Genomic DNA, 16,815 nt, shown 5'->3' with positions numbered 1-16,815 from the left:
GACAGGCTCATAAAGGATTTCGTCGCAGCAACGGACCTGTTAACGGCCAATGGCCAATGCTCTTTGATGCCGCGCATGATACCCGTCGGGCCCGGCCGGCACAGCCCTGATGCTTTGCAGCGTCGCCAGGGCCGAAGGTGCGTCGTAATCCTGCGCACGCGGCGCGTGGGTCTCCGTCGAGGCGGTGTCGTGGGCGTTTGCGATCAGCAGGCAGGCGCGGGTTGTACCGAGCATTCGATAGAAACGGAAGGGTCCCTGGGCACTGACCATCAGCAGCGACTTGGTAGCCAGACGCACGATGCAATCCATGATGCAGGCCCGCGGCAAACGGGTTCGCTGCAAGGCATCGCAGGCACGTTCCAGCGTAAAGCGACCGTCCAGCTCCGCCAGCCGCCGCAGCACGGTGCGCTCTTCGCGACCGAGCAAACGCAGGCTCCAGGCCAGCGACGCCTGCAGCGTTTGCTGACGCGGCGGCGCAGTGCGCAATGATGCCGAGAGCAGGTGCAGGCTGCCGTCCAGGCTCGCCACCAGTTGATAAAGCCCCAAGGCGCAGGCCCGGGCGGCGGCCATCTCCAGCGCCAGCGGCATACCGTCGAGCCGACGGCAGATTTCGCTCACCAGCTCGACGCTGTAATCGTCCAGCTCGGCGTTGCCGTCAGCCGCCAGATGGCTGTCCAGCGCACGCCACTGACGCAGGAACAACTGCGCCGACGCACTGCGCAGAACGGTCTCCCGGGAGGCATTGAGCTCCGGGATGTCCAGGGGCGGCACTTGCAGGCTGCGCTCGCCGGCGATGCGCAACGGCTCGCGGCTGGTGGCAACCGCGCGCACCGCCGGTGCTCCGCGCAGAATCACCTCCAGCAGGCTGGCGACGCTTTCGACCAGATGCTCGCAGTTGTCCAGAATGATCAGCCCCGGCTGCTGCTGCAGACAGCGGATCAGCCCTTGCAGGTCCGGATCACTACCGCTGCAGTCCACGCCGACCGCGCTGGCGAACGCTTCCAGCAGCAGCTCGGCGCATTGCAGTTGCGCCAGCGGCACGAAGTACACGGGGGTTGTGCCGGCGTCCAGCAGGGTCTGGCCCAGTTCGACGGCCAGGGCGGTTTTGCCCACGCCGCCCGGGCCGATCAGCGTGACCAGCGCGCAGCCCTCGGCCAGAGCGTTGTTCACTTCATCCAGCAATGCCTGGCGCCCGAGCAAAGCGATGCGGGCCGGCAGGCGGTGATGGCAACTGATGCCGTGCAGCATGGACGGCGTGCGAGCATGGTTGTGGGAATGGTTGTGGGCATCGACGCTCTCCCCGCCCAGCAGCACATAGCCACGGCCAGGCACAGTGCGGATCCGCTCACGGTCGTTTCCCAACGCTTTGCGCAGCGCGGAGATATGCACTTGCAGATTGTTCTCTTCAACCACGGTGTCCGGCCAGACACTCTGAAGGATCAGTTCCTTGCTGACCAATTGACCCTGATGACGCAGCAAGATGTCGAGTATGTCGAAAGCGCGGGTGCCAATGCGCATGGCGACGCCGTCCTTGAACACGTCTCTGTGCTCGCGGGAAATCATCGTCTGACCGAGACTTATCATTTCATGCAGTCCTTGGAAGTGGAGTCGCAGGCCCTGATTCGCTGACCATCGTCCGGGCGAGGTTGAATCCCGGAGACGTTCACCGCAGCTATCCATTTTTAACAAGCGCTCATCTAACCAGTTAAAAACAATCGCCGATATTAGCTGTAGGGATAGTGACCGCACGGGTTAACCACAAGCGGCATGCTTTGAGCTGCAAGGGCTCAAGACCGCAGCCTTGAGCTGTGCCCAGAGGATCGCCGCCCTTGTGGCGCCCGAAGTATAGGCGGCGGATTCGGCATATACATGACTGCAGCTTTGCGCTGGACGCAAAAAACTTTTGCGTTCAACGCATCTTCTTGCCGCGCAGGCAGCGCCCTGGCGCCGGTGCGGTCAGCCGTGGCGCCTGATACCTGCCCTCGACAGGAACGCCCATAAAAAACGCCCCGGCTTTTTAGACCGGGGCGTTTTTATTGCCTCAATGCCTTTACAGCGCGCGGTGCCAGCCGCTGCGCGCCAATGGCAGGGACAGCAGCCGTTTGCCCGTGGCATTCGACAGGGCATTACCCAGCGCGGCGGCCATAGGACCCTGCACAATCTCGGCGGCGCCAAGAAACGCCTGGCCGGGCTGGTCGAGCACGTGCACCTCGACCTGCCGGGGCAAGGCCGGGAAGCGCAGGATCGGGTAGCCGCTCCAGTCATAGCTGCGCACGCCGGCAGGGTCATAATCGACCTGCTCGTACAGCGTCCAGCTGGCCGACTGGACGATCCCGCCCTCGACCTGATTGCGCAGCCCGTCCGGGCTGACCACCTGACCGACATCCACCGCCGTGACAACCCGATCGATGACCACCTCGCCGGTCTGTCGCTGGACATGCACCTGCACCGCGATCGCGCAGTAGCCCATGATGTTTTTGTAGCGGGCGAAGGCAAAGCCGATGCCGCTGCCGGGGTCACCGGCTTTGGTCGGCCACTGAAACGCAGCAGCGACCTGCTCGATCACCGCCCGGGCCCGCGGATCGCTGAGGTTGCGCAAACGAAATTCGACCGGGTCGACGCCGGCTTGCACGGCCAACTCGTCCATGGCGGACTCGATACCGAAGACGTTGACGTGAGCGCCCAGCGAGCGCATCGCCGAGGTGCGAAACGGCATCTGCGTGACAAACGTCATGTTGATCCGACTGCTGGCGACGTCATACAGCGGGATCACGTTGCGGTCGCCATCCCCTTCGGGCTGGGCGATCGGTACCGAAGGCGCCGGCGCGAACGGCTTCGCCAACAGCCACGCCGGCATCAGACGCCCGGCGTTGACGATCCGCTCGTTGTGCGGCGTGGTCCACAGCTCGGCGTTCCAGAGGCCCAGGCGCCCGCCGGCATCCGCCGCGACATCCAGCTCGACGCGCATCGCCGAGCTGTAGGGCTCCCAGAGATGTTCCTGCTCGCGCATCCATTGCACGCGAATCGGCTTGCCCGGGAGCGCCATGGCGATCAACGCCGCATCGGCGGCCGCATCGTCAGCGCCGTTGTGGCCATAGCAGCCAGAACCTTCGGCATGAATACAGCGCACCTGTGCCAGCGGCAGCCTGAGCATTTCGGCGATGCCGGCCCGCAGCGGGTAGACTCCCTGGGTGTGGGTCCAGACGGTCAACGTGCCTTCGTTGAACCAGGCCACCGAGCACGACGGGCCGATGGAGCCGTGCATCAAGTACTGCTTGGTCACCGTCGCTTTCCAACGGTGCACCGGACTGAGCGACGGACTGAGCACCGACCCGCCGGAATTACGGATCGGGTAGCGTTTCGACGGCAGCTCGGTCAGCAACTGATGGATAGTGCCTGAATCAGGCAGCGCATCCCCTTCGGACCAGCGTGCCAGTTCATAGCCCTTGCGCATGGCCTTGATCGCCTGCCATTCGTCATCGGCGACCACCGCGAGGTAGCTGCCGTTGCGCACCAGCCTGACCCCGCCGCCGAGGTTTTCGATGGCGGACTGATCGATGTCTTCAAGCTGGCAGCCGCGGCGCGGCGGTCGAATGACCCGGGCGTGAAGCATGCCGGGCAAGCGCATGTCCTGGACATAACTGGCACCGCCGCTGACCTTGGCGGGGATGTCGACGCGCGGCAATGAGTGGCCGATCCGGGTGAAGCGGTCGGGCGCCATGGCCGGCGAATGGGCGCTGGCATAGCGGTGCAACTGAACGCCGACGAGCGCCTGGCCGTAGGTCATCGATTGGTTGGCGGGCCCCTGGATCACGGCGTCCTTTGTGCTGAGCTGCTCGACCGCGCTCCCCCATTGCCGCGCGGCGGATTCAAGCAGCAGTTGCCGAACCTGTGCGGCGGCATTGAACAACGCCGTGCCGCTGTCGAACATCGTGTGGCTGCCGGCGGTGTAGCCTTCGTTGGGGGTGAGCGCGGTGTCGGCCGTCAGAAAATGAATCAGCTGCGGCGCGACCTCAAGGCGTTCTGCCGCCACTTGCAGCAAAGCCGTCTTCACACCGGTGCCCAACTCCACCTTGCCCGTGTAGACGGTGATGACGTTCTGCTCGTCGATCCGAATCCAGGCGTCCAGGAACGGATTGGTGCGCAGGCTGCCAGGCAGATCCGGCGCCAGCACCTGTGTGCCCAGGGTGTCGACCTCGGTGTCGGCAAATGCGCGCCCCGCCCCCGGCACCATCGCGAACCCCACCACCAGCGCGCCATTGATGATGAACGCCCGCCGGCCCTGGTCGACCCTCTCCTCGCCGTGCTTCATGGGTTCACCCTGGCCGCCAGCGTGGCCTTGATCGCGGCGAAAATCCGCAGGTGCGTGCCACAGCGGCACAGGTTCGGTGCCATGTGCGTGCGAATCTGCTCGTCGGTGGGCGCTGCGACGGTATCGATCAGCGCCTGGGCGCGCATGATCATGCCGGCGATGCAATAACCGCACTGCGCGGCCTGGTTGTCGATGAACGCTTGTTGCAACGGCCCGGGCTTGTCGGCACTGCCCAGGCCTTCGACGGTTTTGACCGCCCGGCCCGTGGCGGCGCCCGAAGGCAGCAGGCAGGAAAAGACCGGTTTGCCTTCGACCATCACCGTGCAGGCGCCGCACTGCCCAAGGCCGCAGCCATATTTGGCACCGTTGAGTTGCAGGTAATTGCGCAGCGCGTAGAGCAGTGGCATGTCCGGATCGATGTCCAGCGAATGATCCGTGCCATTGACGTTCAGCGTGATCATTTCGACTGACCCTCCTGACGAAGCGTGTTGACCGTTTGTTGCAGATCGCGCCACGGCGCGGCGCCACACGCCTGATTGCGCAGATAACCGGCGAGCGCGGCGATGTGCGCGTCGTCGAGGGTGTCGGCGAACGGCGGCATGTAATGACTGGGCGCCCGGTCTGACATCGGGATGCCATCGAGAATCGTCTTGATCAGGTTTCGCGGGTCGCTTGCGGTAGCCGCCGACACCACGCTCAGGCGCGGCCGTCCGTCGATCGTGCGCATGGGCGCCCCGCCGCCGTGACAGCCCGCGCAGGCCCCGGCGAAAAGCGCTTCGCCCTGAGCCAACGCCGGCGCCGATACACGGCTCGCAGCACCTGCTGACGCTGCGCCTGTTGCCCCGCAGTCTGGACCGGGTGACGGCGTGTTGCTGTCCAGGCTGAGGAGGTACTCGGCGATGGCTTGAGCGTCCGCTTCAGGCAGTTGCGCCAGACTCAGGCTGACCGGCAGCATTGGCCCGGCCGCCGCACCGTGATGCCCTGCCACGCCGGCGCGCAGGTAGGTGACCAACTGCTCGGCGGTCCACGGGTTGCTGCGCTGTGCCATACCGGTCAGGGCCGGTGCATTCCAGCCGTCCACCAGACCGCCACCCAGATGCTCACTGTTCTTCTCCCCACCGATGAAGTTGAGCGGCGTGTGGCAGGACGAACAATGCCCCGCACCCTCGACCAGATAGCGCCCGCGGTTCCATTGCGCCGAGCGATCCGGCAGGTCGGTCAGGCGATCATCCCGCAAAAACAGCAGGTTCCAGAACGAGACCAGCGGGCGGAAATTCATCGGGAACATCATGTGGTTTTCCGGCGCACGGGCCGAAACCGGGTCAACGCTCATGAGGTAGGCGTATACGTCGCTGATGTCGCCATCGGACATCTTGCTGTAGTGGACGTAGGGAAACGCCGGATAGAGAAAGTGGCCGTCGCGGGAAACGCCGTGGCGCATGGCGCGGACAAATGCTTCTGGCGGCCAGCTGCCTATGCCCGTGTCGCGGTCGGGGGTGATATTGGTGGTGTACAACCTACCGAAGGGCGTCACCAGTGGTAGCCCGCCCGCCATGTACGCACCGCCGGGGCGCGTGTGGCAGACCGCGCAATCGCCCTGCTCCGCCACCCGCGCGCCACGCCGGGCGCTGGCGTCGTCGGTCACCTGCGCCTTCGCCAATGGATCGATCGAGGGGCGCCACATCATTGCCGCGCAGACGATCAGGCCGGCGACGACGATCAACGATGCTGCCCGGTAAAGCGTCCCACGCCTCATGTCACCCCCGATCTTTCGCTGGCCAACGTCTGCTCAGACTAGCCCTTAGATCCACCGAGACTTGTACGGCTGTGCTCAAAGTTGCAGCCGCCTGGGCGCCGGCGAACTCAGACTATTCCAGCAACGGCACATGGGCCGCGCGCTGATACGTGCCGTACTCGACCGGCACCCACTGGAAGTGCTTGTCGATGGCGACGATGTGACCGGTGCCGGGGAATGGCAGGTGCGCGGCGGCCACCCAGATCTTCTTGCTGGCCGCCTCGGTGAATACTTGATCACGGCTGGCGATGGCCTTCTGGCTGTTCTCGTCGAAAGCGATGCTCACTGCCGGGTGATCGAACTGCACGGCCAGGCTGTGGATCAGGTCGCCGATGAACAGAATGGTCTGGCCCCTGGAGCTGAATTGGTACGTCGTGCTGCCCGGCGTGTGCCCCGCCTCCAGCGCTGTGCTGACTTCCGGCACCGGCGACTGGCCCGGGGCGAAGGTCTTGAACCGGCCAGCGGCGACGTAGGGTGCGGTGGAGTCCTGGGCGATCCTGAAGTAGGCCTTGGCCTGCTCCGGCACCCGGCCGATGGCGGTGGGGTCCAGCCAGTAATCGGCTTCGGGTTTGGCGGCGTACACGGTGGCATTGGCGAACACCGGTTTCTTTTCGGCGTCGACCAGGCCGCAGACGTGATCCAGGTGCATGTGGGTCAGCAGAATGGTGTCGACCTGGTCCGGCTGATACCCGGCGGCCTTGATGTTCTGCGAAAGCAGGCCTGCCGTCTCGCCGATGCATTGGCCGGCGCCGGTGTCGACGAGGATCAGGTGCTCGCCGGTGTTGATCAGGAACGCGTTGAACGCGGTCTGCACGCCCGGCGTGTCAATGTCGCGGCGGGCCAGCAAGGCGCGGATTGCTTCAGGCTTCATGCCCTTGAGCAGCTTGGGCGACAGGTCGTTGTAGCCGTCGAACAGCGCCGTGACTTCGTAGTCGCCGACAGCCAGACGGAAATAACCGGGCACCTGGGTTTTCTGCTGGGCGGGCGCTTGAGCGAAGGCCAGACCAGAACACAAGGCGACTCCGAGAGCGACGGAACGGGCGAGCGGGAGAACGGATGAGCGCATGGAGATGCCTCGAATCGGAGAAAGAGAGGCGTCCGATACTGCGCTGTCCGTGGGTAATGGTCTTGAAGCATTGTGCTTGAAGCAACGCGTTTTTTCGCAGGATCACCAGGCTCCATCGGTTATAGACATCGTCCATGGTCATGCCTACATTGAGCGCGCGCATTCGCGCGGGCCAGCCAGGCCCTGCACGTTAGGCCCTGCACTTTTCCTGCGGATATCTTTCATGTCGACCGTCGTCCCTCACTATTCGCTGGCCTGGAGCCTGCTTCTGTTGCTCGCCGACGCGCTGGCCTGGCACTTGCTGGCCGACCGCAACCGGCTGGCGCGCATCGCCACGCGGCTGGCGGCATTCGTTGCCTACAGCCTGGTGATCATCAATGCCGGCGTGAGCCCTCTGGAAGCGCCGGCCTGGCCTGACGACAGCGCCCTGCAATTCGGCGCCACGGCGCTGGCGATCGTCTGGTGGCTCTACGCCGCGCGTACCCTCACCGTGGTCCTCGGGCTGGCGCTGACCAGTCGCGTGGGACACAGCGGTCGGCTGTTGCAGGAAGTCATCGGTGCGGTGATTTTCCTGATCGCCATCGTGGCGGCGGCGGGTTATGTGCTGCAGCTCCCGGTCAAGGGGCTGCTGGCGACGTCCGGGGCGATGGCGATCATCGTCGGCCTGGCCCTGCAGAGCACGCTGAGCGACGTGTTCTCCGGGATCATCCTCAACACCACCAAGCCCTATCAGGTCGACGATTCGATCTCCATCGACGGCATGGAAGGCAAAGTCATGGACATCGACTGGCGCGCCACGCATTTGCTCACCGGCGTCGGCACCATGGTGGTCATCCCCAATTCCGTGGCGGCGAAAGCCAAGATCGTCAATTTGAGCCGACCGGTCCATATTCATGGCGTGTCGATCAACATCATGATGTCACCGCACATTCGCCCGCGCCGGGTGCTTGATGCGCTGGAGCGTGCGCTGCAGGGCTGCAGCGCTCTGCTGCAGACGCCCAAGCCTCGCGCAGTGGTCAAGGAAACCAGCCCCACCACCATTGAATACGCGGTCACCGGGTTCATCAGCGACCTGAACAACAAGAGCGATGTGCGCAATCTGCTGTTCGATCTGGCCTATCGGCATCTGGAAGCGGCGGGCATCGCCTGGCAGTCGGAAGCTACCGCTGAAGCGATGTCTCGTCCCCGCGCGCTGCTGGACGAGGTCAAGGTGTTCCGCACCAGCACCGCCGACGAAAAGGACCACCTGGCCCAGAGCATGGTCGCGCGGGAATACACCGCCGGGCAGACGATCATCGAAGCCGATGAGATCACCGACGGCTTGCTGGTGATTGCCACAGGCGTGGTGTCGGCGAGCGTCAAGGATGGCAACGAGATGGTGGAAGCCGGGCGCATGGGCCCCGGCGAAGTGATGGGCGAACAGAGCGTGCTGGCCGACACGCCATCCCAGGCGCGCTTCACTGCCCTCACCTCCTGCGTCGTTTACCGCATCGATAAAGCCGCTACGCGCCAGGCCATGGAACAGCGCGTTGAAATCGTCACGGCGTTGAACAAGCTGCAAGCGGTCCGCCAGCAAGGCACCCAGCATGTGCTGATGCGCAAACCGGCGGTGATCAAGAAGAATAATTTTCTGGGATGGTTGCAGAAGCGATAAATGAATGGTGAATTCAGTGGGACCGGCTTTAGCCGGGAAGAGGTCGGTTTGTACACCATACATTTTGCGGTGTAACACCTGACGCCTTCCCGGCTGAAGCCGGTCCTACAATGAATTGCCCTCAGCCGCGACGCAGCTTTCAGGCAACGAACCCGTCACCTTCCAGCAGCGAGCGGAGCATCCACGCGGCCTTTTCGTGGACTTGCATGCGCTGGGTCAGCAGGTCGGCAGTCGGCTCGTCGCTGACCTTTTCCAGCAGCGGAAACAGTTCGCGCGCGGTGCGTACCACCGCCTCCTGCCCTTCAACCAGTTGCTGGATCATGTCAGTCGCCGCAGGCACGCTTGGCTCTTCCTTGATCGACGACAACCGCGCATAGGTTGAATAAGTGCCCGGCGCCGGGAAGCCCAGGGCTCGAATGCGTTCGGCAACGGAGTCCACCGCCGTCGCCAGTTCGGTGTATTGCTCTTCGAACAGCAGGTGCAGCGTGCGGAACATCGGGCCGGTCACGTTCCAGTGGAAGTTGTGGGTTTTCAGGTACAGCACGTAGGTGTCGGAAAGCAGTCGCGACAGTCCTTCAACGATCTCTGCACGGTCCTGCTCGTTGATTCCGATTTCAATAGCCATGAGTTGCTCCCTAAGGTCTGTTGATTGCTGAGGGGTCGATTCTAGAGAGCACGCCCGATTAACTGAAATCACCGCTGCCAATCGCCGCCATCGACACTGCCTATGAAACGTTGCCCGGCCAAAGCCATCCAGCGTTGACACAAAAGCGCTGTTCGGCGACGGTACGGCCACCGCTTTTCACTCCCTGAACCTTCCGAACAGGCACCGCCATGAACGAACTGCAGCAGCTGAATGAAAGCCACGGGCTGTTGCTGGTGTTCGTCAACGTGCTGCTGGAGCAGATCGGCTTGCCGGTGCCGGCCTACCCGACCCTGATCGTGACCGGGGCGCTGGCCATGCAGAGCAAGCCGCTGTTGGGCGCCGGGGTGCTGGTGGCGATGGTCGCCTGCCTGATCGCCGATGGGCTGTGGTATTGGGCCGGCAAGCGTTATGGCGGCGTGCTGCTCAAAACCATTTGCAAGATTTCCCTGTCCCAGGACACCTGCATTCGTCAGGGGCTGACCGTTTACGAGCGTGTTGGGCCCAGGGCAATGCTGCTGTCGAAATTCCTGCCCGGCGCGGGCGCCCTGGTCACCACCGTGGCCGGCATGAACGCCACGCCGATCGGGGTGTTCGTGCGCTATTCCCTGGCCGGTTCGTTTATCTGGGCGGGTTCGGCGCTGCTCTTGGGCATGCTGTTCAGTGACGCGTTGATCCCCATGCTCGACTGGTTGAGCGGCTACATACCGATCGTCATCGTCAGCGTCCTGGCGGTGCTGGGGCTGTTCATTGGCTGGAAGTACGCCAAGCGGCGTCGGCTCAAGGCGCGCACGGCACGAGTCCCGCGCATCACTGTTCCCGAGCTGCTGGCCCTGCGCGACACCGTGGATGCGCCGGTGGTCATCGACGTGCGGCCGAGTTTTCATGCGGCCGTCGTCGAGGGCATACCGGGAGCGGTGTCGATCAGTCTCGAGGAACCCATCGCGCCGTGGATCGAGCGCCTGGGGGATGTCGACATGGTGTTCTATTGCGCCTGCCCGAATGAGCTGTCGGCGGCATTGCTGGCGGAAAAGCTCCACGCCCACGGCCTGACCCGGGGCAAAGCGCTCATCGGCGGGCTGGATGCGTGGCAGGCTGCCCATGTGCAGCCTGAGGTACCGGGCAGAACGGCGGCGTGAGGGCGGTGCCAGTAACACCCGCCTGAGTCTGGTCGGAGACAGATCCGTAGGAGCCGGCTTGCTGGCGAACCCTGTCGATCAGCACCGATTCAGCGACTGCCCCACCGCATTCGCCAGCAAGCCGGCTCCTACGGGATTTCGCGACCCCGGAGGACAGGACAATCCGACCCTCGAGGTGACGAAGCCGTCAATCAGATCCCGCTCAGCGCCAAATCCATCGCGAAGTACGTAAAGATCAAATCCGCACCCGCGCGCTTGATCGCGCCGAGGGTTTCGCGTACGACGCGGTGTTCGTCGATGGCCCCGGCCTGGGCGCCGAACTTGATCATCGCGTACTCGCCGCTGACCTGATACGCCGCCAGTGGCAGGTTCGAGGCTTCGCGGATGTCGCGGATGATGTCCAGGTACGCGCCGGCCGGCTTGACCATCAGCGCATCGGCGCCTTCGGCCTCGTCCAGCAGCGATTCGCGCAGGGCTTCGCGGCGGTTCATCGGGTTCATCTGGTAGGTTTTGCGGTCACCCTTCAGGGCCGAGCCGCCGGCTTCGCGGAACGGGCCGTACAGCGCCGAGGCGAACTTGGTCGAGTACGCCATGATCGGCGTCTGGGTGAAACCGGCGGCGTCGAGGGCGGCACGAATGGCCTTCACCTGGCCGTCCATCGCGGCCGACGGGGCAATCACGTCAGCGCCGGCACGGGCTGCCATCACCGCCTGCTTGCCAAGGTTTTCAATGGTCGCGTCATTGTCGACATGGCCGCCGTGCATCACGCCGCAATGGCCGTGGTCGGTGTACTCGCAGAAGCAGGTGTCAGACATCACGATCATTTCCGGCACGGCGGACTTGATGGTCCGCGAGATCCGCGAGACCAAGCCGTTTTCCTGCCAGGTGTCGCTGCCGGTGGCGTCCAGGTGGTGGGACACGCCGAAAGTCATCACCGACTTGATGCCGGCGCGGGCATAGCGCTCGACTTCCTGAGCCAGCTTTGACTCGGGGATGCGCTGCACGCCGGGCATGCTGTTGATGGGCACGAAGTCGTCGATTTCTTCTTCGACGAAGATCGGCAACACCAGATCATTCAGGGTGAATTCGCTTTCCTGAAACAGCGAGCGAAAGTTTTCGTTGCTGCGCAGACGGCGTGGACGGGCAGCGGGAAACAGACTGGACATGGCGGTTCCTGAGTCAAGAATATCCGGGAGATCGCCGGAGCCAACACGTCCGGCGATATCAATGGCGCGAAGCTTATGCCTGCACCGGCGCCGATTCAAATGCCGTGACGAGAAAGTCCGTTACTTGCGACGCAACAGTGGGCGTGAACGACGCGAAGAAACCGTCCAGAAAACCAAGTGAAGAACCATTGGCACGGCGCCGGGTCATTTAGCAATGCCGCAGCCGTTTCGCTTGCGCATCGCCAGAATGAGGCCGACCTTGAGCAACCCATCCGATCAGCGCAACAACCGTTCTCTGGACGGTCTGAACTTCTTTCTGGCGGATGTGCGCGACGGCCTTGGGCCTTATCTCGCGATCTATTTACTGGCCGTCCATAAATGGGACCCGGCGAGCATCGGGCTGGTCATGACCCTCGCCGGCATTGCCGCGCTGGTCACGCAAACCCCGGCGGGTGCGCTGATTGACCGCACCCGCAGCAAGCGGCTTGTTGTCATTGTGGCGGCATTACTGGTGACGGCCGGCTGTCTGGTGCTGCCGTTCATTCACTCGTTTACCTGGGTGGCGATCACCCAGAGCATCAGCGCCATTGCCGGCTCCGTGTTCGCCCCGGCCATCGCGGCGATTTCCCTGGGGATCACCGGGCCGAAAGCCTTTACCCGCCGGACCGGACGCAACGAAACCTGGAATCACGCCGGCAATGCCTGCGCCGCACTGCTGGCCGGCATCTTTTCATGGATGTTCGGGCCGATTGCGGTGTTCTACCTGATGGCATTCATGGCCCTGGCGAGCATTGTCGCCGTGGCATTCGTCGATGCGTCGGCGATCGATCATGACGTCGCCCGCGGCTTTGACCCCGCCCACGTCCAGGCCCACGATCAACCCAGCGGCTGGGCAGCATTGCTGCACAACCGACCGTTATTGGTGTTCGCCATCTGCTGCGGGCTGTTTCACCTGGCCAATGCGGCGATGCTGCCGCTGGTGAGTCAGAAGCTCTCGCAGATCGACGTCAACCTCGCCACGCCGCTGACCTCGGCCTGCATCGTCGCCGCGCAGCTGGTGATGGTGCCGGTGGCCTGGCTGGTGGGCGCCAAGGCCGACGTGTGGGGGCGTAAACCCCTGTTGCTGGCGGGCTTCATTTTTCTGCCGCTGCGGGGCGTGCTGTATGTCATGTCGGATAACCCTTACTGGCTGGTGGGCGTGCAATTGCTCGACGGCATCGGCGCCGGGGCGTTTGGCGCGCTGCTGCCGTTGGTGGTCAAGGACCTGACCCGCGGCACCGGGCGCTTCAATGTCAGCCTCGGGGCTATTTCGACCGTGTTCGGCCTGGGCGCGGCGCTGAGCAACGGCCTGGCCGGACTGGTCGTGCGCGAGGCGGGCTACAGCGCGGCGTTTCTGACGTTGGCGGCGATTGCGGCGGTGGCGTTTGTGCTGTTGTGGCTGGCGGTGCCGGAAACCGGCGAGCGCGTGGCGGATGATGATCTGCATGGCGCGGCCGCAACCTGATCGACCGGGTCAACGGTCGGGGATGGTGCTCGCGCCCTCCCCAATTCCCGCTGCATGATCACCGTGTCCAGCCAGCGGCCGTGCTTGAAGCCGACGGACTCAAATACGCCGACCTGGCGGAAGCCCAGTCGCGCATGGAGCCGAATCGATGCGACGTTTTCGCTGTTGCCGATTATCGCCACCATCTGCCGTCGGCCCGATTCGGTGCACTGCTGGATGACCGCCGCCAGCAACGCGTGACCAATCCCGAACCCGGCCATGCCTTCGCGCACGTAAACCGAATCTTCCACCGTGAAGCGATAGGCCGGCCGCGGCCGGTACAGCGTCGCATAACCGTAACCCACCACTTCACCTTCACGCTCGGCGACCAGATACGGCAATCCGTTGGCGCAGATGTCGGCGCGGCGCTGCAGCATTTGCGCAAGCGTCGGCGGTTCCAGCTCGAAGCTGGCAGTGCCGTGAGTCACATGATGGGCGTAGATCGCCTGCACAGCGGGCATGTCGGACTCACGGGCGTCGCGCACGATTAATTCGTCGGCCATGGCATTTCCTCTTCCAGATCAGAACGCGGAGGGAGCGAAGCTTGCCCGTGAAGCGGTGGGCCTGTCCAACCCGGCTCGGGGCATTTTCTTGCGCGTTCACTTCCAGCGCCGGGGCGCCGAACGCTGGCCCGGCGATTGGTCTAGAATGCCGCCCTTTCCCACTGCCGACCTGCCCGCCACCGATGAATGCCGACGCCCTCGACCTGCTCGACTCCCACCTTCATACCGCCCTCGCCGACGCGCCCGCCGAAACACGTCGGCTGTTTCACGGCCGTGGCCGACGCTGGCCTGGGCTGGAACAACTGACCGTCGACTGGATGCAGGGCGTGGTGCTGGTGTCGCTGTTCAAGGCACCGGCCGCCGATGAGCTGGAGGCCCTGAAGCAGCGGCTGTTCACACTGATCAGGTCACCCGCGTGGCAGCAATCCCGCGCCCATACGCTGTTGCTACAGCACCGTTATCTGCCGGACAGCCACACTGAAGCGCTGCTGGGCGAGGTGCTTGAGGAATGGACACTGACCGAGGGCGGCTTGCGTTACCTCGTGGACTTCGGCAAAAAACAGAACACCGGGTTGTTCCTCGACATGCGTTACGGCCGCGATTGGGTGCGGGCCAATGCCGCGGACAAACGGGTGCTGAACCTGTTCGCCTACACCTGCGGGTTCTCGGTGGCGGCGATCGAAGGGGGCGCTGATTGTGTGGTCAATCTGGACATGTCCCGGGCGGCGCTGAGTCGCGGCCGCGACAACCACCGCCTCAATGGCCATGACCTGAGCAAGGTGACGTTCCTCGGCCACGAACTGTTCAAGTCCTGGGGCAAGGTGAAAAGCACCGGGCCGTATGACCTGGTGATCATCGATCCGCCGTCGTTTCAGAAAGGCAGTTTTTTGCTGACCAAGGATTACCAGCGGGTGCTGCGTCAGCTGCCGGAGCTGTTGACGGCGGAAGGCACTGTGCTGGCCTGCATGAACGACCCGTTGCTGGGCGCTGACTTTCTCATCGAAGGCGTGACCCGCGAAGCGCCGGGATTACGGTTTGTCGAGCGGTTGGAAAACCCGCCCGAATTCGCCGATGCCGAGGAAGGGGTGGCTTGAAAGCGTTGGTGTTTCGCCAGGGCTGAAAGGTGACCGCACGACGCGATCTCAGCAGGAGCCGGCTTGCTGGCGAATGCGTTGGGTCAGGCAATGGTGGTGTGACAGACCTACCGCATTCGCGACCGTCGTAACCTCCGATTGCTCCTACAGTAGATCTGCGTCCGGCCCGGATGGTGAGAGCCCGCACGAACCTGTAGGAGCGCGCTTCAGCAGTGACAACGGGGTTGAGCGCTAGGCACTCAACCGCGAGATCACGTCATTCAAGCCCACCGACAACACATGCAGATTCTGGCTCGCGGTCTGGGTGCGCTGGACGTTGTCCTGGTTGGTGGTGGCGATGGCGGTGATTTCCGTCAGGTTGCGGGAGATGTCTTCGGCCACGGAGGTCTGCTCTTCCGCCGCCGTCGCGATCTGCCGGTTCATGTCGCGGATGGCTTCGACGGCCGAGGTGATGCGTTCCAGCGAAGAACCTGCCAGCGCTACCTGATCGACGCTTTCCTGGCTGCGGGCCTGGCCGCTTTCAATCGCCTGGGCAGCATCCACCGCGCCGGTCTGCACCGAGCTGATGATCTGGTTGATTTCCGCCGTCGAGGCCGCGGTGCGCTGGGCCAAGGTGCGCACTTCGTCGGCGACCACCGCAAAACCGCGCCCGGCATCGCCGGCACGGGCCGCTTCGATGGCCGCGTTCAGCGCCAGCAGGTTGGTCTGCTCGGCGATGCCGCGAATCACTTCCAGCACCTTGCCGATTCGGCCGCTGTCGGCTTCCAGACGGCGAATGACGTCAGCGGTATTGCTGATTTCGGTGCGCATCTGGGTAATGGCGGTGATGGTCGCGCCCATCACCTTGCTGCCTTCCTGGGAGCTGCGGTCCGCTTCGTCAGCGGCCTGAGCCGCCTGAGCGGCATGGCGTGCGACTTCCTGAGCTGTGGCAGACATCTCTGTCATCGCCGTCGCCACCTGATCGGTACGCTCGAATTGCTCATGGGTGCCCTGGGCCATCAGCGCGGCGATCGCTTTCAGTTCGCCGCCGGCGCTGTCCAGGTCGGTGGTGCTGCGCTTGAGGCGGGTAAAGGTGTCGGCGAGGAAATCCCGCAAGGTATTGGCCGCAACGGCCAGACGCCCCAGTTCATCCTGGCGGGTGATGCTGACACGGTCGCTGAACTTGCCCTGACTCAACTGCGCAACGTATTCGATGAGCATGCTGATCGGCGCGACGATGTTGCGGTTGACCACCCACAGCGTCAGCACGCCGACCAGCAACGCCGAGGCGAGCATGACCAGCGTGCCGATCAGGATGGTCTGGTCGGCCGTGCTGCTGAGGATTTTCGACTGTTCGTCACTCTGTTTGCGCAGGCCGGCCACCAGGCCGGTCATCTGCTCGCTGGCCGCGCGGTCGACGCCTTTCACGGCCATGTCACCGGCGACCGGATCACCACCGGAGGCGATATAAGCATCACGGCCCTTGCGATACGCGGCACCCAACGTGCGGTGCTCGGTGCGCAGGGCATCGATCTGGGTCTTGGTCGTGCTGTCCAGGCCATTCATGGCGCTCAGTTGCCCAAGCGTGTCCTGCACCTGACGCTCCTGGTCCTCGAACTGCGCCCAGAATTTATCGCGATCGGCCGGCTGCTTGCCGCGCAACAGCACGTTCTTCCACTCCTGCACCTGAACCTTGAATTGCAGGTTGGCCTGATCGACCAGTTGCGAGGCGTGCAAAGGCCCTTCAAGCAGACCGCGATAGGCGTGTACGTTGCTGGAGAGGAACTGGAAACACGCAAGGGCAATCAGCACGACCAGCACGAGGCTGCCGCTGAGCAGCGCGAGGATCTGCAATCTCAGGGATTTCGACATACGGGAATCTCAAAAGGGAGGACAACCTGCTCCGAGGATCACCCGGAGT

The 16,815-nt window shown here is 63.8% G+C and carries 11 protein-coding genes and 2 pseudogenes; 4 read left to right on the top strand and 9 right to left on the bottom strand.

All coding sequences use genetic code 11. The features are described from left to right. Positions 1 to 39: 39 nt before the first annotated feature. The 5 genes from JN403_RS16120 to JN403_RS16100 all read right to left on the bottom strand — a co-directional run bounded on the left by JN403_RS16120 (position 40) and on the right by JN403_RS16100 (position 7,173). Positions 40 to 1,584 (bottom strand): winged helix-turn-helix domain-containing protein, encoded by a 1,545-nt coding sequence (locus JN403_RS16120; protein WP_205483188.1) that lies wholly within the window; start codon positions 1,582 to 1,584, stop codon positions 40 to 42. A 466-nt stretch (positions 1,585 to 2,050) separates the two neighbouring features. Beyond that, positions 2,051 to 4,312, bottom strand: coding sequence for a molybdopterin cofactor-binding domain-containing protein (locus JN403_RS16115; RefSeq protein WP_205483186.1), 2,262 nt, complete (start codon positions 4,310 to 4,312; stop codon positions 2,051 to 2,053). Next, complete coding sequence (locus JN403_RS16110; protein ID WP_172612371.1) at positions 4,309 to 4,773, bottom strand: (2Fe-2S)-binding protein; 465 nt, start codon at positions 4,771 to 4,773, stop codon at positions 4,309 to 4,311. The genes JN403_RS16115 and JN403_RS16110 overlap by 4 nt, the downstream gene beginning before the upstream one ends. Next, positions 4,770 to 6,068, bottom strand: a complete 1,299-nt coding sequence (locus JN403_RS16105) for a cytochrome c (protein WP_205483184.1) — start codon at positions 6,066 to 6,068, stop codon at positions 4,770 to 4,772. The genes JN403_RS16110 and JN403_RS16105 overlap by 4 nt, the downstream gene beginning before the upstream one ends. A 112-nt stretch (positions 6,069 to 6,180) precedes the next feature. Further along, on the bottom strand, positions 6,181 to 7,173 hold the full coding sequence (locus JN403_RS16100; RefSeq protein ID WP_205483182.1) for an MBL fold metallo-hydrolase: 993 nt from the start codon (positions 7,171 to 7,173) through the stop codon (positions 6,181 to 6,183). Between the two features lie 223 nt (positions 7,174 to 7,396). Here JN403_RS16100 and JN403_RS16095 point away from each other — a divergent pair, with 223 nt between their 5' ends. Further along, entirely contained in the window at positions 7,397 to 8,827 is a 1,431-nt protein-coding gene (locus tag JN403_RS16095) for a mechanosensitive ion channel family protein (RefSeq protein ID WP_205483180.1), read from the top strand. A 139-nt stretch (positions 8,828 to 8,966) separates the two neighbouring features. On the opposite strand, the gene JN403_RS16090 is transcribed toward JN403_RS16095, so the two are convergent. Then, the gene (locus tag JN403_RS16090; RefSeq protein WP_205483178.1) at positions 8,967 to 9,452 is read right to left on the bottom strand and encodes a Dps family protein; all 486 of its coding nucleotides are present in this window, start codon (positions 9,450 to 9,452) and stop codon (positions 8,967 to 8,969) included. 209 nt (positions 9,453 to 9,661) lie between these two features. On the opposite strand from JN403_RS16090, the gene JN403_RS16085 reads away from it, so the two are divergent. Next, entirely contained in the window at positions 9,662 to 10,609 is a 948-nt protein-coding gene (locus JN403_RS16085) for a VTT domain-containing protein (RefSeq protein WP_205483176.1), read from the top strand. 191 nt (positions 10,610 to 10,800) lie between these two features. Here JN403_RS16085 and hemB read toward each other — a convergent pair whose 3' ends face one another. After that, positions 10,801 to 11,775, bottom strand: a complete 975-nt coding sequence (hemB, locus tag JN403_RS16080; protein WP_205483174.1) for a porphobilinogen synthase — start codon at positions 11,773 to 11,775, stop codon at positions 10,801 to 10,803. A 259-nt stretch (positions 11,776 to 12,034) separates the two neighbouring features. On the opposite strand from hemB, the gene JN403_RS16075 reads away from it, so the two are divergent. Continuing rightward, positions 12,035 to 13,279 carry an MFS transporter gene (locus JN403_RS16075; protein WP_205483172.1) on the top strand — a complete coding sequence of 415 codons (1,245 nt, stop codon included), beginning with the start codon at positions 12,035 to 12,037 and terminating at the stop codon, positions 13,277 to 13,279. Between the two features lie 38 nt (positions 13,280 to 13,317). Here the strand turns inward: JN403_RS16075 and JN403_RS25550 are convergent. After that, positions 13,318 to 13,821: pseudogene (locus tag JN403_RS25550) on the bottom strand (N-acetyltransferase family protein); the annotation flags it as partial. A 182-nt stretch (positions 13,822 to 14,003) separates the two neighbouring features. On the opposite strand from JN403_RS25550, the pseudogene JN403_RS16070 reads away from it, so the two are divergent. After that, positions 14,004 to 14,941 (top strand): annotated as a pseudogene (locus tag JN403_RS16070) (class I SAM-dependent methyltransferase). Between the two features lie 205 nt (positions 14,942 to 15,146). On the opposite strand, the gene JN403_RS16065 reads toward JN403_RS16070, so the two are convergent. Continuing rightward, positions 15,147 to 16,766 carry a methyl-accepting chemotaxis protein gene (locus JN403_RS16065; protein ID WP_205483168.1) on the bottom strand — a complete coding sequence of 540 codons (1,620 nt, stop codon included), beginning with the start codon at positions 16,764 to 16,766 and terminating at the stop codon, positions 15,147 to 15,149. Positions 16,767 to 16,815: the final 49 nt, after the last annotated feature.

Source organism: Pseudomonas sp. 15A4 (assembly GCF_016925575.1).
Taxonomy (GTDB): Bacteria; Pseudomonadota; Gammaproteobacteria; order Pseudomonadales; family Pseudomonadaceae; genus Aquipseudomonas.
Note: the sequence above shows the minus strand (reverse complement) of the source record. Positions and strands in the feature narration are given on the sequence as shown.